Source organism: Nocardia sp. MDA0666 (assembly GCF_003023875.1).
Classification (GTDB): domain Bacteria; phylum Actinomycetota; class Actinomycetes; order Mycobacteriales; family Mycobacteriaceae; genus Nocardia; species Nocardia aobensis.
Genome location: NZ_PYHT01000001.1, coordinates 218724 through 242687, shown reverse-complemented (window position 1 = coordinate 242687; position 23964 = coordinate 218724). Strand labels below are relative to the sequence as shown.

28 protein-coding genes and 1 pseudogene are annotated in these 23964 nt (G+C 66.3%); 16 read left to right on the top strand and 13 right to left on the bottom strand.

What is annotated here, in order from left to right; all coding sequences use genetic code 11:
- Positions 1-60 precede the first annotated feature (60 nt).
- Together C8258_RS01175 and C8258_RS01165 are read left to right on the top strand one after the other, a co-directional pair.
- Complete coding sequence (locus tag C8258_RS01175) at positions 61-537, top strand: hypothetical protein (protein WP_106953474.1); 477 nt, start codon at positions 61-63, stop codon at positions 535-537.
- Positions 538-892: 355 nt separating this feature from the next.
- Entirely contained in the window at positions 893-1183 is a 291-nt protein-coding gene (locus C8258_RS01165; RefSeq protein ID WP_063008558.1) for a DUF427 domain-containing protein, read from the top strand.
- A gap of 36 nt (positions 1184-1219) precedes the next feature.
- On the opposite strand, the gene C8258_RS01160 is transcribed toward C8258_RS01165, so the two are convergent.
- Positions 1220-2011 (bottom strand): alpha/beta fold hydrolase, encoded by a 792-nt coding sequence (locus tag C8258_RS01160; RefSeq protein ID WP_106953473.1) that lies wholly within the window; start codon positions 2009-2011, stop codon positions 1220-1222.
- Positions 2012-2330: 319 nt separating this feature from the next.
- Between C8258_RS01160 and C8258_RS01155 the strand changes: the two genes are divergently transcribed.
- From C8258_RS01155 to xylB, 6 genes are read left to right on the top strand one after another with little or no spacing between them, the layout of a single operon-like run.
- Positions 2331-3269, top strand: coding sequence for a family 43 glycosylhydrolase (locus tag C8258_RS01155; RefSeq protein WP_106953472.1), 939 nt, complete (start codon positions 2331-2333; stop codon positions 3267-3269).
- Between the two features lie 52 nt (positions 3270-3321).
- The gene (locus C8258_RS01150; RefSeq protein WP_106953471.1) at positions 3322-4734 is read left to right on the top strand and encodes an L-fucose/L-arabinose isomerase family protein; all 1413 of its coding nucleotides are present in this window, start codon (positions 3322-3324) and stop codon (positions 4732-4734) included.
- A 2-nt stretch (positions 4735-4736) separates the two neighbouring features.
- A complete protein-coding gene (locus tag C8258_RS01145; protein ID WP_106953470.1) occupies positions 4737-6215 on the top strand; it encodes an FGGY-family carbohydrate kinase in 1479 nt (492 codons plus the stop codon).
- Positions 6208-7215: a glycoside hydrolase family 172 protein gene (locus C8258_RS01140; RefSeq protein WP_106953469.1), complete on the top strand. Its 1008-nt coding sequence runs from the start codon at positions 6208-6210 to the stop codon at positions 7213-7215. Before C8258_RS01145 ends, C8258_RS01140 begins: the two co-directional genes overlap by 8 nt.
- Positions 7216-8196 (top strand): zinc-dependent alcohol dehydrogenase family protein, encoded by a 981-nt coding sequence (locus C8258_RS01135; RefSeq protein ID WP_106953468.1) that lies wholly within the window; start codon positions 7216-7218, stop codon positions 8194-8196. It begins immediately after the preceding gene.
- Complete coding sequence (gene xylB, locus C8258_RS01130; protein ID WP_106953467.1) at positions 8197-9591, top strand: xylulokinase; 1395 nt, start codon at positions 8197-8199, stop codon at positions 9589-9591.
- A 339-nt stretch (positions 9592-9930) separates the two neighbouring features.
- On the opposite strand, the gene C8258_RS01125 is transcribed toward xylB, so the two are convergent.
- The 4 genes from C8258_RS01125 to C8258_RS01110 form a co-directional block, all read right to left on the bottom strand.
- Positions 9931-10248, bottom strand: a complete 318-nt coding sequence (locus tag C8258_RS01125; RefSeq protein WP_233224807.1) for a hypothetical protein — start codon at positions 10246-10248, stop codon at positions 9931-9933.
- A gap of 23 nt (positions 10249-10271) precedes the next feature.
- Positions 10272-10832: a PIN domain-containing protein gene (locus C8258_RS01120; RefSeq protein ID WP_106953466.1), complete on the bottom strand. Its 561-nt coding sequence runs from the start codon at positions 10830-10832 to the stop codon at positions 10272-10274.
- Entirely contained in the window at positions 10832-11305 is a 474-nt protein-coding gene (locus C8258_RS01115) for an excisionase family DNA-binding protein (RefSeq protein ID WP_106953465.1), read from the bottom strand. Before C8258_RS01115 ends, C8258_RS01120 begins: the two co-directional genes overlap by 1 nt.
- Before the next feature lie 457 nt (positions 11306-11762).
- Positions 11763-13280, bottom strand: a complete 1518-nt coding sequence (locus tag C8258_RS01110; RefSeq protein WP_106953464.1) for a DHA2 family efflux MFS transporter permease subunit — start codon at positions 13278-13280, stop codon at positions 11763-11765.
- Between the two features lie 182 nt (positions 13281-13462).
- Here C8258_RS01110 and C8258_RS01105 point away from each other — a divergent pair, with 182 nt between their 5' ends.
- Together C8258_RS01105 and C8258_RS01100 are read left to right on the top strand one after the other, a co-directional pair.
- Positions 13463-13846: a hypothetical protein gene (locus C8258_RS01105; RefSeq protein WP_146161129.1), complete on the top strand. Its 384-nt coding sequence runs from the start codon at positions 13463-13465 to the stop codon at positions 13844-13846.
- Positions 13847-13848: 2 nt separating this feature from the next.
- Complete coding sequence (locus tag C8258_RS01100; RefSeq protein WP_106953462.1) at positions 13849-14184, top strand: helix-turn-helix domain-containing protein; 336 nt, start codon at positions 13849-13851, stop codon at positions 14182-14184.
- Positions 14185-14223: 39 nt separating this feature from the next.
- Here the strand turns inward: C8258_RS01100 and C8258_RS01095 are convergent, their stop codons facing one another.
- Positions 14224-14724: a hypothetical protein gene (locus C8258_RS01095; protein ID WP_146161128.1), complete on the bottom strand. Its 501-nt coding sequence runs from the start codon at positions 14722-14724 to the stop codon at positions 14224-14226.
- Positions 14725-14861: 137 nt separating this feature from the next.
- Here C8258_RS01095 and arfB point away from each other — a divergent pair, with 137 nt between their 5' ends.
- Positions 14862-15290: an alternative ribosome rescue aminoacyl-tRNA hydrolase ArfB gene (gene arfB, locus C8258_RS01090; RefSeq protein ID WP_106953460.1), complete on the top strand. Its 429-nt coding sequence runs from the start codon at positions 14862-14864 to the stop codon at positions 15288-15290.
- A gap of 81 nt (positions 15291-15371) precedes the next feature.
- Here arfB and dhaL read toward each other — a convergent pair whose 3' ends face one another.
- Together dhaL and C8258_RS01080 are read right to left on the bottom strand one after the other, a co-directional pair.
- Positions 15372-16037, bottom strand: coding sequence for a dihydroxyacetone kinase subunit DhaL (dhaL, locus tag C8258_RS01085; RefSeq protein WP_106953459.1), 666 nt, complete (start codon positions 16035-16037; stop codon positions 15372-15374).
- Positions 16034-17038: a dihydroxyacetone kinase subunit DhaK gene (locus C8258_RS01080; protein ID WP_106953458.1), complete on the bottom strand. Its 1005-nt coding sequence runs from the start codon at positions 17036-17038 to the stop codon at positions 16034-16036. Before C8258_RS01080 ends, dhaL begins: the two co-directional genes overlap by 4 nt.
- 153 nt (positions 17039-17191) lie before the next feature.
- Here C8258_RS01080 and C8258_RS01075 point away from each other — a divergent pair, with 153 nt between their 5' ends.
- A complete protein-coding gene (locus C8258_RS01075; protein ID WP_106953457.1) occupies positions 17192-17956 on the top strand; it encodes a group II truncated hemoglobin in 765 nt (254 codons plus the stop codon).
- Positions 17957-18553: 597 nt separating this feature from the next.
- On the opposite strand, the gene C8258_RS32770 is transcribed toward C8258_RS01075, so the two are convergent.
- Positions 18554-18835: a hypothetical protein gene (locus C8258_RS32770; protein WP_157170384.1), complete on the bottom strand. Its 282-nt coding sequence runs from the start codon at positions 18833-18835 to the stop codon at positions 18554-18556.
- 327 nt (positions 18836-19162) lie between these two features.
- Here C8258_RS32770 and C8258_RS01070 point away from each other — a divergent pair, with 327 nt between their 5' ends.
- Together C8258_RS01070 and C8258_RS33040 are read left to right on the top strand one after the other, a co-directional pair.
- Positions 19163-19417, top strand: coding sequence for a nickel-binding protein (locus C8258_RS01070; RefSeq protein ID WP_036509994.1), 255 nt, complete (start codon positions 19163-19165; stop codon positions 19415-19417).
- 61 nt (positions 19418-19478) lie between these two features.
- Positions 19479-19556, top strand: a pseudogene (locus tag C8258_RS33040) (isoprenylcysteine carboxylmethyltransferase family protein); the annotation flags it as partial.
- A gap of 43 nt (positions 19557-19599) precedes the next feature.
- On the opposite strand, the gene C8258_RS01065 reads toward C8258_RS33040, so the two are convergent.
- The gene (locus C8258_RS01065; RefSeq protein WP_106953987.1) at positions 19600-20196 is read right to left on the bottom strand and encodes a hypothetical protein; all 597 of its coding nucleotides are present in this window, start codon (positions 20194-20196) and stop codon (positions 19600-19602) included.
- Positions 20197-20272: 76 nt separating this feature from the next.
- Between C8258_RS01065 and C8258_RS32765 the strand changes: the two genes are divergently transcribed.
- Positions 20273-20446 (top strand): hypothetical protein, encoded by a 174-nt coding sequence (locus tag C8258_RS32765; protein ID WP_199195535.1) that lies wholly within the window; start codon positions 20273-20275, stop codon positions 20444-20446.
- Positions 20447-20670: 224 nt separating this feature from the next.
- Here C8258_RS32765 and C8258_RS01055 read toward each other — a convergent pair whose 3' ends face one another.
- Positions 20671-20925 (bottom strand): type II toxin-antitoxin system Phd/YefM family antitoxin, encoded by a 255-nt coding sequence (locus C8258_RS01055; protein ID WP_106953456.1) that lies wholly within the window; start codon positions 20923-20925, stop codon positions 20671-20673.
- Positions 20926-21763: 838 nt separating this feature from the next.
- Here C8258_RS01055 and C8258_RS01045 point away from each other — a divergent pair.
- On the top strand, positions 21764-22297 hold the full coding sequence (locus C8258_RS01045) for a hypothetical protein (RefSeq protein WP_199195534.1): 534 nt from the start codon (positions 21764-21766) through the stop codon (positions 22295-22297).
- Positions 22298-22359: 62 nt separating this feature from the next.
- Here the strand turns inward: C8258_RS01045 and C8258_RS01040 are convergent, their stop codons facing one another.
- Together C8258_RS01040 and C8258_RS01035 are read right to left on the bottom strand one after the other, a co-directional pair.
- Complete coding sequence (locus C8258_RS01040; protein WP_199195566.1) at positions 22360-22968, bottom strand: maleylpyruvate isomerase family mycothiol-dependent enzyme; 609 nt, start codon at positions 22966-22968, stop codon at positions 22360-22362.
- A 182-nt stretch (positions 22969-23150) separates the two neighbouring features.
- The gene (locus C8258_RS01035) at positions 23151-23951 is read right to left on the bottom strand and encodes a carbohydrate ABC transporter permease (protein ID WP_199195565.1); all 801 of its coding nucleotides are present in this window, start codon (positions 23949-23951) and stop codon (positions 23151-23153) included.
- Between the last annotated feature and the right edge of the window lie 13 nt (positions 23952-23964).

The following is a 23964-nucleotide window of genomic DNA, read 5'->3' as shown; positions in this document are numbered from 1 at the left end:
ACCGATCGATCGGATGCATCGATTGTGCATCGAATCGATGTGGCGGGGTACAGCCAGTGCATGACCAACGACACCGACACATCAGAACTCGCAGACCGCGGCGCGGCCACCGAGGATCGGCCCGAGATCCGGCATCGTCGTCCGGACGATGTCGGCGACGACGCGGTCCGCGCGGCCGGAACCTTGTCCGAAGCGCTGGAGACGATCGAACAGGCGCGCGGGAATCTGTATGCGTTCCACCGGTTGACCGGGCATGCCGATCTGCTGCTGGACAGCGTTGTCGACCAGCTTCGCGCCGCGGGTCGCCCGGATTTGGCCGCGCGCCTGCGTGGCGAGTTGATCGGCCGCAACGTGCTGCCGGGGCGATGGACTTTTCAGATCATGGAGGAGTACGACGACGGGTACTACGCCGCATTCGCCGACATGGAACGCATGGTTCGCGACCAGCTTGTTCAAGGTCGGCGCCACGTCCACGAGGCGGAGATGAAGGAACGTCGCCGCACGCACGGCCGGCCGGAGCACACCGCACGACCGTGACCGGACTCGACCGGCTACTCCACCGCGTGGGAAGTCGGTCGCGACATGTGGCTCAGCAGACCCAGCTCCGGTTCCAGTGCGCCGTCCTGGCCGAGGGCACGGAAATCGGCCTCCACGGCCTCGAGCTCGAGACGGCCCGCGCGAACCGCGCGTGGTGTAGTCCGCGTCGAGGATGCCGCAGTCGTTACCGGCGAAGTCGAAACCGTAGGACCAGTCGAATATGTCGAGGAACTGCGGCATTACCCCCGAGCGCACCCGGGCGTCCAGCGCGGCGAGCGCGGCCGCGTCCGTCGGTAGGCTCCCTCGCCACTGTTCGGCGCTGGGGCTCGCTCGCCGGCCGGGGCAGAATGGAGGCATGGCAAAGGCAACGGTCAACGGCGTCACCATCGCGGAATCCGACCACTACGAAACAGTGGAAGGCAATATCTACTTTCCGCCGGAATCGATCAAGAAGGAGTACTTCACGCCCACCGAGACCCACAGCATCTGCCCGTGGAAGGGTCGCGCGAGCTATTACACCGTGGATGTCGGTGACGGAAACCCCCTCGTCGACGCCGCGTGGTACTACCCCGAGACGAAGCGGGCGGCAGCCAACATCGAGGGGCACGTCGCCTTCTACAAGAACAAGGTCTCCATCGACGACTGATCTGCCCCGGCACCGGCGGTGATCCGGATGTCGACCTCAGCCCGGCAGCGACTTCGCGAAGAAGGCCAGCAGGTGCGGCTCCATAGCCTCCGCATCCGTGAGCGACAGGAAGTGCGCGCCGCCGTCGATGATCACCGGCGGTCCCGCGTTGGGCAACGCCGCGGCCAACTCAACGGCCCGGTCGACCGGATAGGCGGCGTCCGCCGAGCCGTGCAGGACCACGGCGGGGCAGTCGATCTCGGTAGCGCGATCGAGGATGCTGTCCCGCTCGACCAGTGGGGTAAGGACACGTTCGATGTGATCTCCGGAAAGCTCGCGCCATTTGGCCTGCCACTCGGTCGCATCGTGCTGGCCCAGGCAGATGGCGGCGTTCATATCGAGCAGATCCTGCGTCGGCCCGAGTTCGCGCCAAGCGGTGGCAGCCTGCCGGTAGGCGGCGGCGACCTCCGGGTCCTCGGCGGCGCCCGACGTTCCGAGCAACGCGAGCGCGGCCACCCGGTCCGGCTTCAGTAGCGCCATCCGCAGCCCGATGAATCCGCCCTGGCTGGTCCCCAGCACCGCGCACCGGTCAACCCCGAGGTGGTCGAGCAGTTCGAGTGCGTCGCGGGCCACGTCCCAATAGGTGAAGGGACTGTCGGCGGGGGTTTGGCCGTGACCGCGTTCGTCCATGGCGATCAACCGGTAGGTCCGGCCGAGCGAACGAACCTGTGGGGCGAACATGTCCGCGTCCATCAGGTAGCTGTGCAAGAGCAGGACGGCCGGGCCGGAACCGCCGTGGTCGATGTAACTGACGACTTGGCCGCTGTCGAGCGTCATCGCTGTCCGCATGGGGCGCAGTCTATTCGGACAGCGATACCGGTCTCCGCCACCGATGGGGATGGTGTCGGCGATCCCGCTGATCGTCGCTATTCGCGCGGAATTCGCCGCTCAGGCCGACGGCGATTGTGGTCGGAATTCTGCCGGCTGCGGGGGAGTGCGTGGTTGAATTCTGCTCAGCGGATGGCATCGCGATATGGCTGTCCTGCGCGAGGAGCTGCGTGGCTGATATCGCCCCAGCGGGAGCTGCACGAGGAACCTGTCCGCATCGGGCGTCACCCGGCAGACGTGCATCGGGACGGCGAACGAGACCGAGGGAGAGAGGTGCCGGATGGCCGAGCCCGAGATCGAGTTTCGAGAAGGACCGGCCGCCGACCGGCCCGGCCTCGATGATCGACCCGCAGGACCCGCAGTGCGCGTCCGGGCCGAGCACTTCCACACGATCTACGACCCGAGCGTCGGCGAGCCGCAGCCGTGGTACATCAACGACCACACCATCATTCGCGACGAATCGGGCCGCTGGCACCTGTTCGGCATCACCCATACCGAACCGGCGGATCCGTTCGACGAGATCGAATTCGCCCACGCCACCGCCGACGACCTGCACGGCCCGTGGACCAAACACCCTTCGGCATTGGTCGTGGATCGCGACTACGGCGAGACGCATCTGTGGGCGCCGTACGTGATCCGCGCCGACGGTCGCTACCACATGTTCTACGCGGGCGGCGGCGAGGACCGCACCGCGGCGTTGATCTGCGCGGCCACCTCCGGCGATCTGTTCGAGTGGACCCGCGAACCGTCCGGGCCGGTGTTCCGCGACGGATACGACGCCCGCGATCCGATGGTCGTGTGGATCGACGGACGCTGGGTGATGTACTACGCCGCGACGAGTTCGCCGACGGGCGGCAACTATGTGGTCGTCTACCGCACGAGCACCGATCTACGCACTTGGAGCGAGCGGCGTATCGCATTCACCGATCCCACGTCGGGAACCGAGGCCGGCAACACGGAGTCGCCGTTCGTGTTGTGCCACAACGGTTCCTGGTATCTGTTCATCGGCCCGCGGCCCGACTACCTCGGCACCGACGTGTTCCGCAGCGACGATCCCTACCACTTCCGGATCGACGACCGCGTCGGCCACATCGCCGCCCATGCCGCCGAGGTGATCGACGACGGCGACCTGTGGATCACCAGTTGCGGCTGGGGACAGGGCGGAGTGTCGTTGGCACCCCTCGAGATCGGGAGAACTCCACCGGAAACCGCACCCTGAGTGATATCTCTAGGCGAGTAGTCCGACCGTTCGTCTCTTGGAGGGATCCGGCGTGGCACGTATCGGTGTAATCAGCATTTCCGACGGACGCGACTATGTGCACGACGGCATAGCCGAGTTCATCCGTACCAATGAGGACCGGCTCGTCGCCGAACTCGCCGGCGCGGGACACGAGGTGGTGCGTGGCTCCGCTCCGATCAGCACCAACACCCTCGCCGTTTCGGTGGCCCGCGAAGTCGCCTCGGCCGGAGTCGATCTCACGGTGCTGCACTATGCGGTGTGGGCGTTCCCACACTTCACGATGCTCGTGCAGGGAGCCACGCCGGGCGCGTTGCTGTTGCTGTCCAATATCGACCCGGTACAGCCCGGAATGGTCGGGATGCTGGCCGCCGGGGGAGCGCTGGATCAGATCGGCCGCACGCACACCCGGCTGTGGGGCGACCCGGCCGACCCGGACCTGATCGAGAAGATCGGTGTGCAGGCTTGCGCCGCAGCGGCGGTGTCGAGCTTGCGCGGCTCGACGTTCGGCCGGTTCGGCGGCCGGCCGATGGGGATGAACACCGCCGTTGCGAATACCGATCAGTGGCAACGCGTTTTCGGTGTCGACGTCGAGGAGATCGACCAGTGGGAGATCGTCCGCCGCGCCGAGCTTGCCGACGCGGCCGAGGTATCGAAGGCCCGGACATGGCTGGAGGAGACCACCGCGGGCGTGCACTACGACGGTGACAAACTCACTCCGGAGTTGCTGGAGCGCCAGATCCGCTCCTACCTCGCGGTGCGCGAGCTGATCGACGAATGGAACATCGACTTCTCCGGTATCAAGGGGCAGCCCGAACTCACCCAGTACTTCGCCACGATGGACATCACCGAGGCGTTCCTCAACGACCCGTACGACTGGAACGGCCCCAAGCCGACCCATGTGTGCGCCACCGAGGCCGACATGGACGGCGCGCTGACCATGCAACTGCTCAAACAGATTTCGAAGACACCGGTGTTGTTCGCCGACGTCCGCCACTATCACGCGGACCGCGACATCTGGGATCTGTGCAACTCCGGCCAGCACGCCACCTGGTTCGCCGCCCGCAGCGACGATCCGGCCGAGAACCTGTCCCGGGTACATCTGTTCCCCGAGGTGTTCTTCTTCCCCGCCGGCGGGGCGTCCGTCCATCATCTCGCGGCGCCAGGGCAGATGACTTTCGGTCGCCTGACCCGCAACGACGGCAACTACCGCATGCAGTTGATGCTCGGTGACTTCGAAACCTACGACGACGCCACCAACGAGGAGTTGATGAGCCAGTCGACTCGCGAATGGCCGCACGCGTTCGCGCGGCTGGACGCTCGGGCCGAGGATTTCCTGTCCCGGTTCGGCGCCAACCACATTCACGCCGTACCCGGTGACCATCGTGCGACCGTGCGGGCCGCGTGCGATCTGCTGGGCGTCACCGTGGACGAATTCAGTCGGTGACCATGTTCATCGGAATCGACATCGGCACGTCCGGTTCCAAGGGCGTGCTGACCGACGCCGACGGCACGGTGCTCGCCCGGTCGGAGCGCCCGCACGAGGTGTCGATGCCGCGCCCGGGCTGGGTCGAGCACGACGCCGAATCGGTGTGGTGGGCGGACTTCGTCGCCATCGCCCGCGAGTTGGTCGACGCCGCCGCCGGTGCACGGCTGGAGGGGCTCGGGATCAGTGGTATCGGTCCGTGTCTGCTGCCCGCCGACGCACAGGGGAATCCGCTGCGGCCGGCCATCCTGTACGGCGTCGACACCCGGGCGACCATCGAAATCGCCGTGCTGACAGACGAATTGGGCGAGGCGGCGGTCCTCGAACGGGCTGGTTCGCCGTTGACCAGCCAGGCCGTTGGCCCGAAGCTGCGGTGGTTGGCGCGGCACGAGCCGGACGTCTATGAGCGCACCCGCATGTTGCTGATGGCGAGTTCCTTTCTCGTGCACCGGTTGACCGGGCGATACGTCCTCGACCATCAGTCGGCGAGTCAGTGCGTGCCCATGTACGACCTGCGCAAAAGAGAGTGGTCGGAGTGGGCAGAGCACTGCGCCCCCGGGCTGCCGTTGCCCGAACTTGCTTGGCCCACAGAGGTAGTGGGTCGGGTGACTGCGGAAGGTGCTGCCGCGACCGGACTTCCGGAAGGACTACCGGTCACCACCGGCACCGTCGACGCGTGGGCCGAAGCCGCCAGCGTCGGCGTGCGCGCGCCCGGCGATGCGATGGTCATGTACGGCACGACGATGTTCCTGGTCCAGATCCTCACCCAACCGCGTCCACACCACGGCCTGTGGGGCACCTGCGGCGCGTGGCCCGAAACCTATTCGCTGGCAGCGGGAATGGCCACATCGGGTGCGGTCACCGATTGGCTGCGCCGCCTGGTCGGCGGAGAATTCGGCGACCTGATCGAGAAGGCGAGCAAGGTTCCGGCAGGCAGCCGAGGGCTGTTGATGCTGCCGTATTTCGCTGGTGAACGAACACCCCTGTTCGATCCCGACGCACGAGGCATCGTCGCCGGACTCACCACCAGTCACGGTCGGGCCGAGCTGTACCGCGCGGCTTTGGAGGCAACCGGATTTGGGGTGCGGCACAACCTGGAGGCCATGTCCGACGCCGGTGGCCGCGCCCGCCGCCTGGTCGCGGTCGGTGGTGGCACAAAAGGCGGCCTGTGGACCCAGATCGTGTCCGACGCGACCGGTCTGCCGCAGGAGTTGCCGGCGGAGACTGTCGGGGCCTGCCTAGGTGATGCCCTGCTGGCCGCGGAAGCCGCCGGCGTCGACACGTCCGGCTGGAATCCGGTGACGTCGACGATCGAGCCGGACGCCGAGCGGCAAGCGATCTACGACCAGTACTACCGGCGCTATCGCGAGCTCTACGAATCGACTGCGGATATCGCGCACTTTCTTGCCGCAGAACAACATCGGACGGCGGACCATGGCTGAACTCTGGCGACTCGACCGGGCGCGTACCCGCTCGATCAGCCCCGAGAACCCGACCGGGGAGCCGGGCGCGGGCGCACGGGCGGAAACCGGCACGGGCGCGGGTGCGGCACGTGATCTCGGTGTGGGCTGGAAGGTGTCCCCGTCGATCGACCTGGCCGCCGGCTCCACCGCGACACTGGCCGATGTCTCCGGGCCGGGCGTGATCCGGCACTTCTGGCTGACGACCGACCGCACTGTGCTGCGTCGGTTGATCCTGAACTTCACCTGGGACGATGACTCGCAACCGTCGATCGACGTGCCGCTGGGCGACTTCTTCTGCAACGGCTGGGACGAACTGGCACTGGTAAGTTCGGAAATGGTGGTGGTCGCACCCGCCGGGGGACTGAACAGTTTCTGGCCCATGCCTTTTCGTGAGCGCGCCCGCGTCACCCTATATAACCCGACCGACCGCTCGGTGCCGGTCTACTATCAGCTCACCTACGACGAGACCGAGGTAGGCGAGGACGCCGGCTACCTGCATTGCCAACGGCGACAAAGCAATCCGCTCGGAACACCGGCAGTTCACACCATTGTCGATGAGGTCCGAGGCCGCGGACGCTACGTCGGCACCTACCTGGCCATCGCACCGAATGCGCCCGGTTGGTGGGGCGAGGGCGAAATCAAATTCCACCTCGACGGAGACGACGAATTCCCGACCATCTGCGGCACCGGCACCGAGGACTATTTCGGCGGCGCCTGGAACTTCGACCTGGACGGCTCCTACCGCGACTACTCCAGCCCGTATCTCGGCCTGCACCAAGTACTTCCACACGACGAGATCTACACGCCGAAACAACGATTCGGCATGTATCGCTGGCACGTCCGCGACCCGATCCGCTTCCACGAGGAGCTACGCGTCACGCTGCAAGCGCTGGGCTGGCAAGACGGCGGGCGGTATCTGCCGCTGGCCGACGCCGATATCGCCACCACCGCATGGTGGTATCAGGAAAGGGGAAGGTAGATGCGCGCGCTGGTGATCGAGAAACCCGGCGAGTACTCGGTGCAAACGATTCCCGACGCGGCTCCCGCCCCAGGCGAGGTGGTCGTACAGGTGGCTGCGGTAGGGATCTGCGGAACCGACATCCACATCGTCGAAGGCGAATTCCCGCCCACGCCATACCCGATCGTCCCCGGCCACGAGTTCTGCGGCGAAATAGTCGACGGTCCGGGCACCGGCGAGAAGGTAGCCGTGGACCCGTCACTGTTCTGCGGCGCCTGCCACTACTGCCGAATCGGCCGAGGCAACCTCTGCGAACGCTGGGGCGCCATCGGCGACACGGTGAACGGCGCAATGGCCGAATACGTCGCAGTCCCGGCCGCCAACTGCTACCGACTCCCCGACGACCTGCCCGCCTCACATGGCGCCCTGGTGGAACCACTGTCGTGTGCCGTCCACGGATTCGACGGCCTGCCACGAATGCTGGGCTCGCACTACCTGATCTACGGCGCCGGCACGATGGGCCTGATGATGCTGCAACTCGCGGTCGCCGCGGGCGCGGCCTCGATCTCGGTGGTCGACCTCAACACCGACCGCTTGCAGGTCGCGCGCACACTGGGCGCAGACGCGGTCGCCACGAACGCCGACGAGTTCGACCGCCCACACGGATGGGAAGTCGTCATCGACTGCACCGGAGCGATCCCGGCAATCGAGGACGGCCTCACCCGCGTCCGCCGCGGCGGCACCTACCAGCAGTTCGGCGTCGCCCCCGGTGACGCGACGGCGTCGTTCTCACCCTTCCGCATCTACAACGACGAGATCACCGTCGTCGGCTCGATGGCAGTGGTGCACAGCTTCGGCCGCGCCGTCGACCTCGTCTGCAAGGGTGCGATCGACGCCGACACCATGGTCACCCACACCTTCGCCCTCGACCAGTTCTCGGAAGCGCTGCAGGCATTCCGCGACGGCATCGGCCGCAAGATCCAGATCGCCCCGCGCGGATAGATGGCCACCGTCGCCGGAGTGGACAGCTCCACCCAATCCTGCAAGGTCGTGGTGTGCGACGCGGACACCGGTGAGGTCCTGGCACGCGGACACGCACCGCACCCCGACGGCACCGAGGTCGCGCCCGAGGCGTGGTGGACCGCGTTGCAGCAGGCAGGGGAGGGGTTGCTCGACAACGTCGATGCGGTGTCGATCGCCGGCCAGCAGCACGGCTTGGTGGCACTCGATCGCTCGCACCGACCGGTACGAGATGCCTTGCTGTGGAACGACGTCCGCTCCGCCGAGGCAGCCGACGACCTCGTTGCGGAGTTGGGCGGACCGCAAGCGTGGCTGGACGCGGTCGGCAGTGTCCCGGTCGCGGCCTTCACTGTCGCGAAGCTGCGCTGGATGGCCGACCACGAGCCCGAGCTCGCCGACCGAGTCACCCGGGTGATGCTGCCCCACGACTACCTCACCTGGCGGTTGCGCGGTGGTGGTGACGCTGAGCCGACGACCGATCGGAGCGACGCCTCGGGCACCGGATACTGGTCCCCGGTGGAGGGCCGGTATCGAGAAGACCTGTTGGCCAGTGCTTTCCGCGGCCGGACTCCGGAACTTCCGACGGTGCTGGAACCGTTCGAGAGTTCCGGACGCACTGCATCAGGCGCGGTCATAGCTGCCGGCGCAGGGGACAACGCGGCGGCGGCACTCGGGCTCGGAATCGGTGACGGCGACGTGGTGATCTCGCTGGGCACCAGCGGTACCGCGTTCGCACGCACTTCGCAGCTGAATACCGATCCATTCGTCAACGGATTCGCCGACGCGACAGGCCAATTCCTGCCGCTGGTATGCACGCTCAATGCCGCCCGGGTGCTCGAAGCGATGGCCACAGCCCTGGGAATCCGCCTCGGCGAACTCGACGCACTGGCCCACCAGGCCCCACCGGGTGCCGACGGACTGGTCCTACTGCCGTACCTGTCGGGCGAACGCACTCCGAACCTGCCCCACGCGACAGGCAGCCTTCACGGATTACGTTTGGAAACAATGCAACCCGCACACCTGGCCCGCGCCGCAGTCGAAGGGATGCTGTGCAACATGGCCGGCGCACTCGACCGACTTCGTGCGGCCGGTGCGACGTCCAGGCGAGTGCTGTTGATCGGCGGCGCTTCACGTTCGGCGTTCGTCGCCGAAATCGCCGCACAGATCTTCGGGGCAGCTGTCACCGTTCCGGAGCCGGAGGAGTACGTCGCTTTGGGCGCGGCGCGACAGGCCGCGTGGGCGTTGCGCGGCCGCGCCGAACCGCCGCAATGGACTGCTGCCGGGACTGTCGAGATTGCGGCACCTGGCGACAGTGCTCTGGGGACGCGGATCCGTCAGGTCTATGCGCGGGCGCGAGAATCGTTGTACGGCAGCTGAGCCCATACCACTGATCGGCGACTCGCACATCGTGATGCCGCGGCCGGAACTCTTGGTAGGCGCCGGAAACAGGAGTTTCGCCCGTAAGGGGGTCTCGGAGTCGATGAACCCCTCGGGATCGGCTAGCGCTGCCTCGCGGTCCCGTGGTCGGTCCAGGTCGCGCCATTCCGCGGCCGAGTGGCTGGCGATGTGCCGAACCAGCGTGCTCTTACCGGCTTGCCGTGCTCCATTGACCAGCACCACGCGAGTGTCGGCCAGGGCAGCTTCGATGGCCGCCGCAGCACGTCTGGGCAGCAAGTTTCCAGTAGGCATAGTACTGGTGCTACATCCCCCACATGTTCAATATGCGACGGCCGGGACGATGATCACCGCGGTAAGCCCGAACGCCACCCAGAACGCGAAGCCGAAGGAGTCGGCGAGCAGTGGACCCACGACCGGCATGAGTTGGGGCGGGACGGAGCTGATCTGGCCGGAACCGCCACTGCCGGAAGGCATTCCGTGCTCGGCCAGCTGTCCGGAGAGGTGCTGCGTCAGCGCCGTCACCAGCAAGGCGCTGCCGAGCGACGCGCCGACCTGCTGGATGGCCGAGAGCGTGGGTGCCGCCCGTGTCTGCCGCCGCCGAGTCCCAACAGGCCCGAGCGAAAGGCGTTGGGGCATCGGGTGAGGTATTCGCCACCAGCTCAATCTAGGCGCCGACGAACCTCGGCGGCGAAGCCTGGCACGCCTGTCCGTTCGAGCACATCGAGCAGACCCTGGATGTGCTTCGGAGGTCGCTTATGCTCTGCAACTTGCCGATACAGCAGCCTGATCACTTGCCCCGGCGCCAAGTCCAAAATGTCCAGTAGAAATCCATCCGGGTGCGACAGTTCGGGGAAGCCCTCGCCGATCGGCCGGACCTTGAAATCGGTCAGATTGAATGTCAGCAGGACGTCAGCATTGCTCTGCAGCGCCGCGGCCAGCACATGACGATCCTTCGGGTGGTTCTCCATCTTACCGATGAGGTCGTCATACCCCTCGACCAACGCATCGGAGAAGAAGCCGTTCATCGTGCTGATCAGATGATCGACCTTCTCGGCGACCAATTCGTCGTCCGCGCGCCCGGTGCACAGGTTTCGTCGAAGCTCCGTCATGATGTCGGCAGACCACAGCGGTTGGATCAGATCGGCTTCCGCCAGCCGTAGCAGCGTGTCACGCAGATGGGCCGGAAACAGGACGCAAGTATCGAGAAATACCCGCTGCATCACTCATGCCGCCTCAGCGGCTCCGGGCTGACGTCGTCATACAGGTCCAGATCTTCCGAGATTCGTGTGAGCTCGGATAAACCCGCGGAACGCTCGGCGCGACGGTACTCACGAAACGCCAGCACATCGGTTAGTCGCACACGACGATGACGGCCCGGCCGGGTGAACGGAATCTCGCCCGCGTCAAGTAGTTTCACAAACGTGGGCCTGCTCATTCCGAGCAGCTCGGCGGCTTCCTGCGTGGTCAGCGTCGTATGCAACGGTGCCACCGTCACCGCCTTTCCCTCCGACAGCGCGAGCGCCACCAGGCGCAACGCCTCGAGCATCTCGGGGGGCAATGTGACCGCCTCACCTTCGGCCGATCGCAAGACGGCCCCATCCAGGGAAATCGGGGCGGCCAGGAAACGGTGCACTTCGGCCAGCTGATCCGGATGCTCGGGCAGCAGTGTGCGCTCGTTCAGTGTCTCGGTCATCGCACCTCCATCCTCACCTCCATCATGCCCGCTTTTCGAATTATTCGAAAGGCAATTTCGGTGTTGTCTACGGGAAGTGGTTCCGATCGCATCCTTCGCTGCGGCGAGAGCGGGCGGCGTCGTGGACGTGTTCATCGGTCCGGCCCTCGGTACGGTCGCGGTCGAGACAGCGATGTGGGATCTCGGAAACTCGCGTAGTCCACGGCCCATGCGCGCCCTCGGTAGCCGGGAACGAGGAACCGGGGGTTCGAATGCCCTTGATTCGGGAGATTGGGCGCAAGGGTGGCCGCAGACAGGGGGAAGGCCGATGCCGAACATCTGAAACTCGTCGCGGGCGCGGCCAGGTCCGCCGTAGGAAGGAATGAACACCGGTAGGGCGGAGGAAGCTGCGGCGCAAGGTGTATGGCTGATCGGCTGGAAAGCGTGTAGCCGCGTGGAGTTCCGCGATCGGTTCCCGTCAGATGCCCGATCCTACTGGTGTCTCATCCCGCTCCCGCGCCGCATGCCGCGGCAGGAACATGGCCGGGACGATGATCACCGCGGTAAGCCCGAACGCCACCCAGAACGCGAAGCCGAAGGAGTCGGCGAGCAGTGGACCCACGACCGGCATGAGTTGGGGCGGGACGGAGCTGATCTGCCCGGAACCGCCACTGCCGGAAGGCATTCCGTGCTCGGCCAGCTGTCCGGAGAGGTGCTGCGTCAGCGCCGTCACCAGCAAGGCGCTGCCGAGCGACGCGCCGACCTGCTGAATGGCCGAGAGCGTGGGTGCCGCCCGTGTCACGGCGTCCTTGCCCAGTTCGGTGTAGGCAGCCGAAATGGTCGGCATCATCACCGCACCGAGGCCCATACCGCGCACGAACAAGGCCACACAGAGCCAGACGTATGAGGTGCCGGTGCCCACGTGCGTGAACGGGAGGGTGCCGATGAGGCCGAGCACGACGCCGACGGGAACCACGTAGCCGGCGCCGATACGGTCGGTGAGCCGGCCACCGATCACCACTGCCACGATCGCGCCCAATCCTTGGGGTGCGAGCAGCAGGCCGGCGTCGAGCGGGCCCTGTCCGCGCACGGTCTGGTAGTACAGCGGCAGCAGCAGCATGCCGCCGAACAATCCGATGGCGACGAGGAAGACCGCGATGGTTCCGCTGGCGAAGACCCGGTTGGTGAGCAGGCGGACGTCGACGATCGAGTCGGCTCCCTTGCGCAGGCTGTGCCAGGTATAGAGGGCCAGGCCCACGACGCCGGCGATGAGCCAGCCGAGCACACCCCACTCGGTGAATCCGCCGTGCGAGCTGGCCTGCGACAGCCCGTAGAGCAGGCAGACGAGGCTGCCGGAAAGCAGGATCAGCCCCCGCAGGTCGAGACGGCCGTGCTCGGGCACGGTGTCACCGCGTGGGAGCTTCCAGACCGCGAGCACGAGGGCGACGGCACCGACCGGAACGTTGACGAGGAAGATCCAGTGCCAGCTCGTGTACTGGACCAGAAGACCGCCGATCACCGGGCCGAAAACCGGCCCCAGCAGCATGGGGACACCGAGGATGGCCATGGCCCTCCCGAGGCGTTGCGGGCCCGCGGCTCGGGTGATGATCGCCTGCCCGGCGGGCAGCAGCATGCCGCCGCCGAGTCCCTGCAGGACGCGGAAGGCGATCAGGCTTTCGATCGACCAGGCGGCCGCACACAGAGCTGACCCCGCCACGAAGAGACTCACCGCGGTGAGCCAGACAGGTTTGGGGCCGAACCGGTCCATCGCCCATCCGGTGACCGGGATGACCAGCGCTACCGCTAGCAGATACCCGGTCACCACCCACTGCGTTGTAGACAGGGTCGCGCCGAGTTCGGTGCTCAACGAGTCCAAGGCGACGTTCACGATGGTGGTGTCGAGAACCACCATGATCATGCCGGACACGACGACGAGTCCTGTGACGATGACGCTGCGATCGAGCTTGCCCGACTGCTGCGCGGTGGTGGATGCCATATCAGCTCCCTCGTTGAAGGTGTCAGGACTCGCCCGGGCGACAACACCCCGCGACTACCCGTCGTGAGGCCGATCATCGCGACGCTGTCATTCCCCAGCGTGTCACGGACCTTGTCGCCGAGGGTGACGGACTAGTCAGGCGCGGCTGGACGGAGGCTCGAGTGTGCCTCTAAAATAGAGGCATGACCGAAAGTCTCATACTGCGAGTGTGGCGATCGAAAGACTCCACACACCTGCCGGGATTGTTCGCCGAGGAGGCGACCTTCTCGAGCCCGGTCGCCGATTACCACGGCCGGGCGCGTGCGGCTCATTTGCTGGCCACGATCGCGACGGTGCTCGACTCGGTACATCAGACCCGGCAGTGGACCGACGGGCAGCAGCGGATATTCGCGTTCACCGCACGCTTCGCCGGTCAGGAGCTCGAAGGGGTGCTGCGGGAAGAGCTCTCCGAGACCGGCAGCCTGACCCACGTGACATTGTTCCTGCGGCCGTATCGGGTGTTGCGCGCGGCCATCGCGGAAATGGCACGACGACTGGAAGACTCGCCCCCGCCGCAGGCGGCCTGATCGTGACGGCCGAAACGCCACGCCCGGGACGACCGGTGCGCGGATCGACCACCGGGCGCCCCATCATGGCCCTGTTCGATCTGCTCGGGCGCCGCTGGGTGCTGCGGGTGATGTGGGAACTCGATCAGGCCCCGGGCCCGCTCACCTTCCGCGAGCTGCGCACCGCATGCGGCGACATCTCCTCGAGCGTGCTGACCCGGCGGCTGGCCGAACTCACCGAAGCGCGCCTCATCGAGCGCGAGGAGGGGTACCGGCTGACCCGCGCAGGGCGCACACTCGTCGAGCGGCTCGCGCCTCTGACGCACTGGGCGGCGCAGTGGCGCAACGATATCGGATGAGTCGTCGCCCGGCGGCCGAGAGCGTAGGAACCCGCGGCGTCAGATGTGGTCGTGGCCGGAGAGGCGTTCGTGGTCGATTTCGGCGTCGCGTTCACGGTCGCGCTCATGGTCGGATTCGGCGTTCACGTTCCATGAGATCGGGTGTGCGCCGGGGCCGCAGTCCTGACTCAACCGGATTGTCGATTCGGGGCGGATCCGTACCTCCTGGACGAGCGGACGGAGGTCGCTGCACATGACGAAGATTCCGGCGGTTGCCGGGCCCACATCGGTATTCGTGCATTCGATGTCGACGCGGCTGTCGACCGGAACCGATGAACAGAACGCCTCACGGGGCCGCAGCGCCTGAGCAGATCCCGCGCCGACGGTTGTCGACACCGTCACGGCCGCGAGACCGGATATCACCGCGCCCGCGATCGATAGCCGGCGGGCACTTCTCTGGGGGATGGACACCGAGCTTCTCACTTTCACTGCACTGCAGAACAATTCCCGAAATCGTATGCACACCGGGTCATATTTCCCAATGGAAGGAATTCTCGACACAGTCGACTGCCTCGGACGGCATGCTTGTCACGCGTCGACGAGGTCGTCGCTATCGTGAACGACAAGTGTGCTGTTCAGCCGCAACCTGACCGGCGTGGCTCGATCGCTTCGGGGATGGAAAGGCGCGGTGTCGGATCATGGCTGAGGACCTGACCGTGACCGGGATGCTGGTGATACCCGCATCCGAGTTGCGCGAGCGGTTCTCACGATCGTCCGGTCCCGGAGGGCAGCACGTCAACACCACCGACAGCCGGGTGGAGCTGTCTTTCGACCTCGCCAACTCGCCCTCGGTGCCGGAGCGGCTGCGCACCCGTATGCTCGACCGCCTGGCCGCCAGGCTGGTCGATGGGGTGCTGACTGTCGCCGCATCCGAGGAGCGCGCGCAGTTGCGGAACCGCGCGACCGCCCGCGAACGCCTGGCCTCGATACTGCGTGACGCCGCTGCCGCGCCGCCACCCGTTCGCCACGCCACCAAGCCGTCGCGCGGCGCCAAGGAACGCCGCATCGCCGCGAAGAAGCGGCGCGGCATCACCAAACGCAACCGCCGAATCTCCCCGGACGACTAGCGCCGCGCCGGCAAAGGTTGGTGCCGTGACTCGGGGCCGGGTGAGCACCAAGCCTTGCACGAAAAGTTCATGGCATCCGCCTCAATCATCGCCCGATGTCGAGCCGGATACCGCATCGAGCAGTCGCGCGCGCTCCCTGTCGGATGCCTCCGTACCGGACACCGGCTCCGCGAGAACACACAGCAGCAGCGCCACGCCTACCGCTCCCGGGTCGGGGTGGCCGACGGCGCGCTCGCCGAGGTAACTGGCGCGACCGCGGCGTGCCCGCAGGGCCGCGGTGGACAGCGCTCCATCCACTGCGGCACTCACCATGGCGCCGACATCGCCGCCATGGAGCGCCTCGACGGCCGGAGCGAGCGCGTCGACCATGGTGCGGTCGCCGACTTCCGCCTCGCCGACGCGCTGGATGGCGGCCAGACCATCGCTGATACCGACCTCGAGGGCGTCGATGTAGGAATCCGACCGTACGGCCCGGGTGCCGAGTGATTGGAACAGCAGGCCGAACAGTGGGCCGCTCGTGCCGCCGACCTCGTCGAGGAAGACCGCCCGCAACGTATCCCACGGGGCGGGGGACTCCGGTGCGGCAAGACGGTCGGCGACCTCGGAGAGCCCTTCGCGCAGATTGACGCCGAAATCTCCGTCACCGGTGATCTCGTCCAACTTCGTCAGTGCGGGCTCGGCCGCGAAGAACACCTCCTGTAGGCGGGGAACGGTGCTGTCGAGCGTCGTCATCGCCTCGCTGGTCATCGGGTGGCCTCCTTCCAGGCGGGTGCGCCGGTCGGGGCGTGCCAGAGATCGATCCAGCCGTCGGCGAGTTGGGTGAGGGTGATCGAAAATCCGCTCATATCCAGTGCGGCAACGAATGTGCCGACCTGGACCGCCGCGACGTCGCGGCCTCGGTCGCCCAGTGCGCGCGCCGCGAGTTCGAGGACTGTGCAGAGCTCGAGTTCGGTCGTCGCGCCGAGCCCATTGATCAACAGTAACAACGGTTTTCGATCACCTCCGGGCAGCGATGTGAGGATATCGGTGAGCATCCGGTCGACAAGTTCCGCGAGCGGTGGCCTGGAGATCGAGGTCGAGGCGCGTTCGCCGTGAATTCCCACCCCGTATTCGAGCTGATCGGGTTCGAGTTCGAAGGCACGTGCCCCGGTATTCGGTGACGTCAGCGCCTCGGTGGCCACCGCGATACTGCGACTGTGCTCGGCCACCTCGCGGCCGAGCGCGGCCAGCGAGGTGAGGGTGTCACCGCGGTCCGCGGCTGCGCCGAGGATCTTTTCCACGACGATCGTCGCGGCCGTCCCGCGCCGTCCGGTCGCCGTCTCGTCGGATTCGGTGGCCACGTCGTCGTCGACGAGTACCCGCTCGACGTCGATACCATCGGCGCCGAGTCGTTCCGCGGCGATGCCGAAATTGATCTTGTCTCCGGTGTAGTTCTTGACGATGTGCAGCACCCCGCCGTCCCGAGCGACGGCCTTGCTCGCCTCGTAGACCTGCCGATTGTGCGGTGAGGCGAAGACCTTTCCCGGTACGGCAGCGTCGAGCATTCCCATGCCGACGAATCCGACGTGCATCGGCTCGTGGCCGGAACCGCCGCCGGAGACGAGGGCGACCCGCCGTGTCGGCGCACCGCGATCGTGGTGCACGAACAGTGGGTCGGTAGTCAGCCGGACCCACGGGTGTCGGCGCACGAAACCTTGCAGTGACACCTCGGGGCCCTGGCCTGGTTCGAGCAAGAACAGTGCCGGCACAGATATCCTCCTCGTCGATCGACTGCGTGATGTCCAGTATCACGGAGCCGCGGCGCTGCCTCCGCGTGGATTCCCGATCTTGGTGGGCCACAGGTTGTTCCGCTTCGCGGAGAGCGGAATCTGCGACGGTGTTCGCCGATTACAGTGTTGCCCATGACAATCGAATACGTCCGATACCGGATTGCCGAGCACGACGCGGCCGAATTCGAGGCTGCTTACGGTCGTGCCGCACGGTCGCTGGCGGCGGCTCCGCAATGTGTCGACTACGAGTTGTCACGATGCGTCGACGAACCCGAGTGCTACGTCCTGCGCATCTCCTGGACCTCCGCCGAGGACCATATCCAGGGCTTCCGCGGCGGTAAGCATTTCGCGGCATTCTTCGCCGAGATCGAGCCGTATGTGCAGCGTATCGAGGAGATGCGCCATTACGAACGCACCGCTGTCCGAGGTTCCGGATCCTCGGTGCCGAGCATGTACGACTGGCTCGGTGGTACCGAGGCGCTGGATCGGCTCACCAAGGTCTTCTACACCCATGTCCTGGCCGACGACCTGATCGGGCCGTTGTTCGCCGGGATGGACCCGGGCCATCCGCACTATGTGGCCATGTGGCTCGCCGAGGTATTCGGTGGCCCCTCCCGCTACACCGACGAGCGCGGCGGTTACGACCACATGCTGGCTCACCATCTGGGCAAAGCCATCTCCGAGCCGCAGCGTCGGCGCTGGGTGTCGCTGCTGCTGGATGCCGCCGATGAGGCCGGCCTGCCCGCTGACCCGGAGTTCCGGGCCGCGTTCGTCGGCTACATCGAATGGGGCACCCGCATCGCGCTGGGCAACTCACAGCCCGACGCCGACCCGCCGCGGCATCTCCCGGTACCCCACTGGGGCTGGGGTGTCGCCCCGCCGTATACCCCCGCCTGAGCGTGACCCGCTCCCCGCTCGGCGCCGGGAGCCGGTGACGATCAGTGTTCGGCAGCGGTAGCGGCCTGCCGTTCGGAGAGCAGCCCGGCCAGGGTCAGCGTGAGGTCCGGGGAGCACGGTCGCGGCGACGGCCACCACCCAACCGGCACGCCCGCGCACATGACACGGGTGGTGGAGCCCTCCGCGCGAGCCGCTCCTCCATGACCTGTCGTCGTCGAATCAGCTGTCATGGCGCGAAGCCTATGGCGGGTACAAGGGCACCGACTGTCCAGAGAGTTGGACAACCCGCGGCCTGACCGACGGGCGTCTGGTGCCGCGTCCGACGGGCCGAGTCCGGATCTACGACGACAGCCTCTTCATGTGGCGGCTTCGGCGACCCCTGATTACCCCTCGGGCAAAGTCGTCATCAGTCGACGCCGGATACGCGCACAGTGGAAGACGAGAAAATCACGCGGAAGCAGACCGGCGGGGAGACCGATGTAATCGAATTCGGCGAATTCGCGGCAATGGCCCGTCATTCTGCGCCGATGATGCGGCGCAAAACAAAGGCCGGTCTGCGGGTCGCCGAGAGCGGAATCGGTCTCCGGCGGAACGGGATCAGGAGGCCGACTTGGGCTGGGAGAGGTCCCTGATGCCTGTGATCGCCGTGATGATGTTGTCGATGGTGGAGGTGCCCTCGTCGAGGGCGGAGCTACCGGAGTCGAGCGTGGCCGAGCCCGACGATGCGGAGCCGGAGTCGGCTGATCCCGAGCTCAGCTGAGCGGGGGCGGGAGTGGTCGAGTCGGCGGACGGGGCCGCCGCGGAGGCCATGGCTGCCGGGCCGACGAAGAGGGCGGCGGCGGAGAGGGTGGCGGCAGCGAGGATCTTGCGAGAGACCATGGACGGGGATTCCTTTCACGGGTGAATAACGATGCCATCACGGCGTGCCATCAAATATATGAAAGAGAAATCCGAGAGGCCACTTTCGTTACTGTGTGAATCGTCACCGTTAACAACTGGCGAACTGTGCATTTTGCTGAGGTGACACCATTTGATCTTGCATTCTCCCGATAATTGAACGATCAAACGTCCATGTGCTCGAATCGCGCGCATCGCCCTGGTAGAAGGGGGCCGCTGCGGCGTAATCTACGCATGGGGCTGCGTTCAGCCGATGGAGCATGTGTCGCTGGCCGCGGCTCACATCGCCCACCCGACCAAGGAATCGTGATGGCCCTCTTCATCGACGTGCACGAACATTTGCCCGAAGGCACGACGGCGCAGGACGTGGCCGCAGCCCACGCCGCCGACCAGGCGATCCAGGGAGACTACGGCGTGACGTACCAGCGCTACTGGGTCGACGAATCGAGCCACACGGCGTTCTGCCTGGTCGACGCCCCGGACGCGGACACCGCGATCACCGTGCACCGCGAGGCGCACGGCCTCGTGCCCGACAGGATCTACCCGGTGGTCGAGGGCACCTGATAAGCCGCTCGAAACCTCCGCCACCTGCGCGCACAGCCCGCCGCCGAACCGGATTTCCGTACCCACCCTGTATCGCGCGGTCCGGCACCCGCTCTACCTGGGCTTCGTGATCGCGTTCTGGGTGGCTCCCACGATGTCGCGCGCATCCGGTCGATCTGTGCGGCGGCACGCGTTTCCGGGCGTCAGCGCCCGAAGACGTTGACCGCGATTTCCCCGCCGAGGTGATAGTCGGCGGACAGATGCAGATTGTCGCCACTCCAAAATCTGCCCGGGTCATACCAATTCGGGCGCTTCTCCGGCAGCAATCCCATTGCCTGGTAGGTCATGGCGACGATTTCCGCGCAGTAGGCGTTCTCCAGACCGGCCTCGGTTTCGCGGGTCTTCGAACGCTTCGGCAGCGGTATCCGGCCCCGAAACCACCTGCCCGCCAGCGCACTTGTGGACGGAAAGGGCATGCCGTCCAGCCGTGCCACCGCCCGCAGCGCCGCGTCCTCCATCTCGCGTGTCACCGGCCGATCCAGCTGGCGCAGCCATGCTTGCTGACCGTAGTCATTGGTCCAGCGCAGGACCGCGGCCTGCAGATCGTGCAGCTGGGCGCCGCGATGGTGGTTGCCCGACCAGACATCGGGCAGCGCGCGGCCGAGCTCGGCATGCCAGATCAGGGCCGGCAGGTCGTCGACGACCACCGCCATACCGACGTGGTTGACCGGGCTGTTGGTCAGCCCGCGGATTGCGCGGTCGGCGCCGGAATGTCCACGGAACAGCCACAAGTCGCCCATCCGCGTGAGTTCGACCGCTTCATCCAAACCGATACTCGAGGGCGCTTCGCGTGGCACAGCGACTAGCCTAAGCCGTATGCGGTGGTGGAAAGTACTCGGCTTGGCAGGAGCCGCGGGTGTCGCGGCGACCGGAGTGGTGATCGTGCGCTCCGAGCGCAAACGCCGTGCGTATACGCCGGATCAGGTCCGGGACCGGCTACACGCCCGTCTCGGTGAGGAAGCCGAGCCCATCGGCGACGATAAGCGCTGATCCGGGAGGTGAAGCGTTCGCCCGCAACGGCTTCGATGCCTCGAGCCCCTTGAAGTCGTCCGCGTTGCGCGTGAACAGGGGGAGATCGTTCGCCGAAGCGATAGCCGCGATCATCACGGCTGATTCGAAGCTCGATGGGTAGTGCGGCCTCGTCGATCAGCGGCAAGTCGATGCACACGCGGGTATCCAGCAGTCCGGCCTGATGCCGAAAGCTGTTGTCCGGCTCAGTCATCGAGCCGGTCTTCGCCGAATTCGGCGTCTACTTGCGCATGTTCCACCCGCCTGTCGGCGTAAGCGGCGAATCGGGCGAATCGTTGCTTGACCACGGCGGCTGTAACGGTCCGCTTCGTGGTGAGGGGCCGGAGTTCGCCCACGGGCCTGCCGTTGCGGGTGATGACGAAATCGTCCCCGGCCTCTAACGCGTCCATGATCCCGGCGCTACCGTTGCGCAGTTCGGCTCGAGTGATGGTCCTGGTCATCGCTTCACTACGGCAACGCGTGCTATGTGATGCTATGCGTTGTTTTTCGGATCCTACGACGAGGTCGTGGATCGGATCCGTGTGGTGCAGTTGCCCGTGCTTCTGGTCATCGACGAGAAGCGATGGCCGACAACGGTCGAGCGACGCGGCCGGCCTCCCAGGAGGTCGTCCGGGCGGTGATCGGGTCGTTCTTTCCGATGAAGAGCCGGGCTTTCGTCAGTAGTTGCCGCCGGGCGGGTATTCGGAGAAGAACTGCTGGAGCCAGGGGGTGGCGGCGTCGAGGCCCCATCGTGCGGCGCCGAGGATGGCGTTGCCCACCGTGATGACCACGAATCAGATGGCATCTCGGTTTTGTTCGGCGAGTTGCTGGAGTGGCTGGATGATATTGGTGAACATGATTTGTCCTTCGCATCCGGGCGGATGGATACGTTCAAGGCTGCCACAGCGGTCAGTGGGGGACCAGGCCTTTTATCGCTGTCGGCCGACGGGGCCGCGAAAGCGGGGCCGTCCCCGCGATTCCTCGATTCCCTCGAGGTCGCGGGTTGCGAGTGGACACGGGAGGTCATTCGCCGGCGCGACAGTCTGTAAGCCGGTTGGGTTTGCTCATGCCCGGGACGGTTTGGGAGCGGATGTGTCAGTGGTCTTCCCTACGCTGCGTGCATGATTCGTTCTTGGACGCGAGTGCGTGGACGCCTCCGCGCACCTGCCGGTCTTCTCTCGCTCGAGCAGGCCGGCACCGATCCCGATGGCGTGAACGCTCGCGGGTCGTCCGGCGGCACGCTGCCCGGGGCGCCGCTGCACGACGGTAGGCCCTCGTCGGTGGGGAGCGTGTGAGCAAGTGCGCAGGCTCGATGGCGAGGTGCATGTTCACTACAGCCAGATCTACGTCGAGAGCGACCCCGAGAGCTTCGGCCCGGACATGCAGGAAGCGTTCGCCGGGCAGAGCGCAGGACTGTGCGGTGCTGCGATACCCGGCGCTTTGTGGCTGATGACCGGGCTGCACACCGGCAACGTCGGCTTCACCGCCGAAGTGCGCGGCCAGGCTCCACCGCTCGATCCCGCATGGGAGGACGTCGTGGAGGTCTCTTTCCGCCCGGTCTCGGCTCACAGTTGCCTGATGCAGTGGGCAGGCGAGGCTTCCTGGGAATTGGATTTGGAACAGATCGACTACCGAGTGCGGTACTGCGCGCAGGGTATGGACCAGGCGCACCAGAAGGACACCAGACTCGATGACGAGCCACTGCTGGACCGTTACCTCCTGCAATTTTGGCCTGCGCCGCCCGAGCCGGACCGAGTGGTGCGGCAGACCGCGGAGATCGCCGCCTACTGGCACGACTATGCCCGCCGACAACCGTCTCCCACACCGGAATAACGCGAAAGCTCCCGGCCGCCCGGCTGCCGTCACCCCACCAGCCGCGCCTGGGCGCACCACGCTCACGGCACCTCGCGTCCGCGCAGCGCGAGAACGCCGGGCCCGGCCAGCTCATCGAGATAGGCCGCACGGCCGGCCATGGCCATGGTCAACGCGATCGTCGCTCCGGTGACCAGAGGGCCGGTTCCGGCAGTGAACGGGCCGTCGGTCGCTTCGAGACGGAGTCCGTCGATCATGCTGCGGCTGGGCACCGCGAAGTCGCGGCTCGCGTAGAACTTCGCGACTTCGGTGGCGGCTTCGACAGGTGGTTCGCGCAGTATTCCCAGCGGTCGTCGGATGTCCTGGGCGTGGACGATCACCTCTCCGAGCCATGCCGCGGTGTGTCCGAACGGGGCAGTGGTGCTGGTGACGATTCCGCGGAACCGATCCAAAGTCTCGGCCGGGGTTCTGCCGCGATGCTCGGCCAGCCGCCGAGCGTTGTGTTCGTCGAAGTCGAAGCGGGCGCCGACGACACTGACCAGCCAGCGCAACCGCCCGGTGCTCGCGGCCGCGGTCAGGTGTGCGACGACTTCCTCGACCGTCCAGCGCCCGCACAGTGATTGCCGGGCCCACTGCTGATCGTCCAGCTCGGCGAGATCGTCCGCCAGAGCCGCCCGTTCCGCGTGGGCCATGGCCCAGAGAGCGTCGCGAGAAATGACATCCGACACCGGAAACCTCCATTCGAGCCGGCCGGGCACACCGATGAGTAGCTGCACGGACCATGGCACTGTCGCACCACATTCGTGGATCCCTGGTGCAGACGACGTCGGTCCCGCGAACTCATCGGTCGCCCTGGAACGCGGCCGCACCCGCGTCACCGACCACCCATCCCCGACATCGCGATCCCACGCACGAACGACTTCTGTGCGACCGCGTAGATCACCAGCATCGGGGCCACCATCAGAATGGACGTCGCCATGAGGATCGGCCAGTTGGTTTCGTATTGGCCCTGCAGGCGCACCAATCCCAGTGTGAGCGTGGAGATTTCGTCGCGCTGAATCATCACCAAGGGCCACAGGAAATCGTTCCAGACCGTCACCCAGGTGAGTACCGCGAGCACCATCACCGCGGGCCGGGCGTGCGGCAGCAGCACTCGCCAGTAGGTCTGCCAGACCGAGCAGCCGTCGAGGATGGCCGCCTCCTCCAACTCGGCCGGCAGGGTGATGAAGAACTGGCGCATCAGGTAGGTGCCGAACGCGCTGCCGAACAGGCCCGGCACGATCATGGCCAGGGGACTGTCCACCCAGCCGAAGGTGCGCATGAGGATGAACTGGGGGATGACCGTGACGGTCGTCGGCACCATCAGGGTGGCGAGGTAGGCGACGAACAGGACGTCGCGGCCCTTGAACGGCAAGCGGGCGAAGGCATATCCGGCCAGTGAACAGAAGAACACCTGGCCCGCCGTCACGCAGCCGGCGTAGAGAACAGTGTTGAAGAAGATCCGGCCGAACGGCATCAGGTCGAAGATGTCGCGGTAGTTCGACCATGCCAGGTGGGCCGGGACGATGCTGGTGTCGGAGATGTTGCCCTGTTTCTTCAGCGAACTCGACAGTGCCCACAGCAGCGGGAACAGCGCGCACCACGCCATCCCGACGAGCGCCAGGTACAGCAGCATGCCGCGCCCGGTA

Bases quoted from the DNA above. Each gene is read 5' to 3' on its own strand.
- C8258_RS01175 (WP_106953474.1), top strand. From the start codon at position 61: ATGACCAACGACACCGACACATCAGAACTCGCAGACCGCGGCGCGGCC.
- C8258_RS01165 (WP_063008558.1), top strand. From the start codon at position 893: ATGGCAAAGGCAACGGTCAACGGCGTCACCATCGCGGAATCCGACCAC.
- C8258_RS01160 (WP_106953473.1), bottom strand. From the start codon at position 2,011: ATGCGGACAGCGATGACGCTCGACAGCGGCCAAGTCGTCAGTTACATC.
- C8258_RS01155 (WP_106953472.1), top strand. From the start codon at position 2,331: ATGGCCGAGCCCGAGATCGAGTTTCGAGAAGGACCGGCCGCCGACCGG.
- C8258_RS01145 (WP_106953470.1), top strand. From the start codon at position 4,737: ATGTTCATCGGAATCGACATCGGCACGTCCGGTTCCAAGGGCGTGCTG.
- C8258_RS01140 (WP_106953469.1), top strand. From the start codon at position 6,208: ATGGCTGAACTCTGGCGACTCGACCGGGCGCGTACCCGCTCGATCAGC.
- C8258_RS01135 (WP_106953468.1), top strand. From the start codon at position 7,216: ATGCGCGCGCTGGTGATCGAGAAACCCGGCGAGTACTCGGTGCAAACG.
- xylB (WP_106953467.1), top strand. From the start codon at position 8,197: ATGGCCACCGTCGCCGGAGTGGACAGCTCCACCCAATCCTGCAAGGTC.
- C8258_RS01125 (WP_233224807.1), bottom strand. From the start codon at position 10,248: ATGCCCCAACGCCTTTCGCTCGGGCCTGTTGGGACTCGGCGGCGGCAG.
- C8258_RS01120 (WP_106953466.1), bottom strand. From the start codon at position 10,832: ATGCAGCGGGTATTTCTCGATACTTGCGTCCTGTTTCCGGCCCATCTG.
- C8258_RS01115 (WP_106953465.1), bottom strand. From the start codon at position 11,305: ATGACCGAGACACTGAACGAGCGCACACTGCTGCCCGAGCATCCGGAT.
- C8258_RS01110 (WP_106953464.1), bottom strand. From the start codon at position 13,280: ATGGCATCCACCACCGCGCAGCAGTCGGGCAAGCTCGATCGCAGCGTC.
- C8258_RS01105 (WP_146161129.1), top strand. From the start codon at position 13,463: ATGACCGAAAGTCTCATACTGCGAGTGTGGCGATCGAAAGACTCCACA.
- arfB (WP_106953460.1), top strand. From the start codon at position 14,862: ATGGCTGAGGACCTGACCGTGACCGGGATGCTGGTGATACCCGCATCC.
- dhaL (WP_106953459.1), bottom strand. From the start codon at position 16,037: ATGACCAGCGAGGCGATGACGACGCTCGACAGCACCGTTCCCCGCCTA.
- C8258_RS01075 (WP_106953457.1), top strand. From the start codon at position 17,192: ATGACAATCGAATACGTCCGATACCGGATTGCCGAGCACGACGCGGCC.
- C8258_RS32770 (WP_157170384.1), bottom strand. From the start codon at position 18,835: ATGGTCTCTCGCAAGATCCTCGCTGCCGCCACCCTCTCCGCCGCCGCC.
- C8258_RS01070 (WP_036509994.1), top strand. From the start codon at position 19,163: ATGGCCCTCTTCATCGACGTGCACGAACATTTGCCCGAAGGCACGACG.
- C8258_RS01065 (WP_106953987.1), bottom strand. From the start codon at position 20,196: ATGGGCGACTTGTGGCTGTTCCGTGGACATTCCGGCGCCGACCGCGCA.
- C8258_RS32765 (WP_199195535.1), top strand. From the start codon at position 20,273: ATGCGGTGGTGGAAAGTACTCGGCTTGGCAGGAGCCGCGGGTGTCGCG.
- C8258_RS01055 (WP_106953456.1), bottom strand. From the start codon at position 20,925: ATGACCAGGACCATCACTCGAGCCGAACTGCGCAACGGTAGCGCCGGG.
- C8258_RS01040 (WP_199195566.1), bottom strand. From the start codon at position 22,968: ATGGCCCACGCGGAACGGGCGGCTCTGGCGGACGATCTCGCCGAGCTG.
- C8258_RS01035 (WP_199195565.1), bottom strand. From the start codon at position 23,951: ATGCTGCTGTACCTGGCGCTCGTCGGGATGGCGTGGTGCGCGCTGTTC.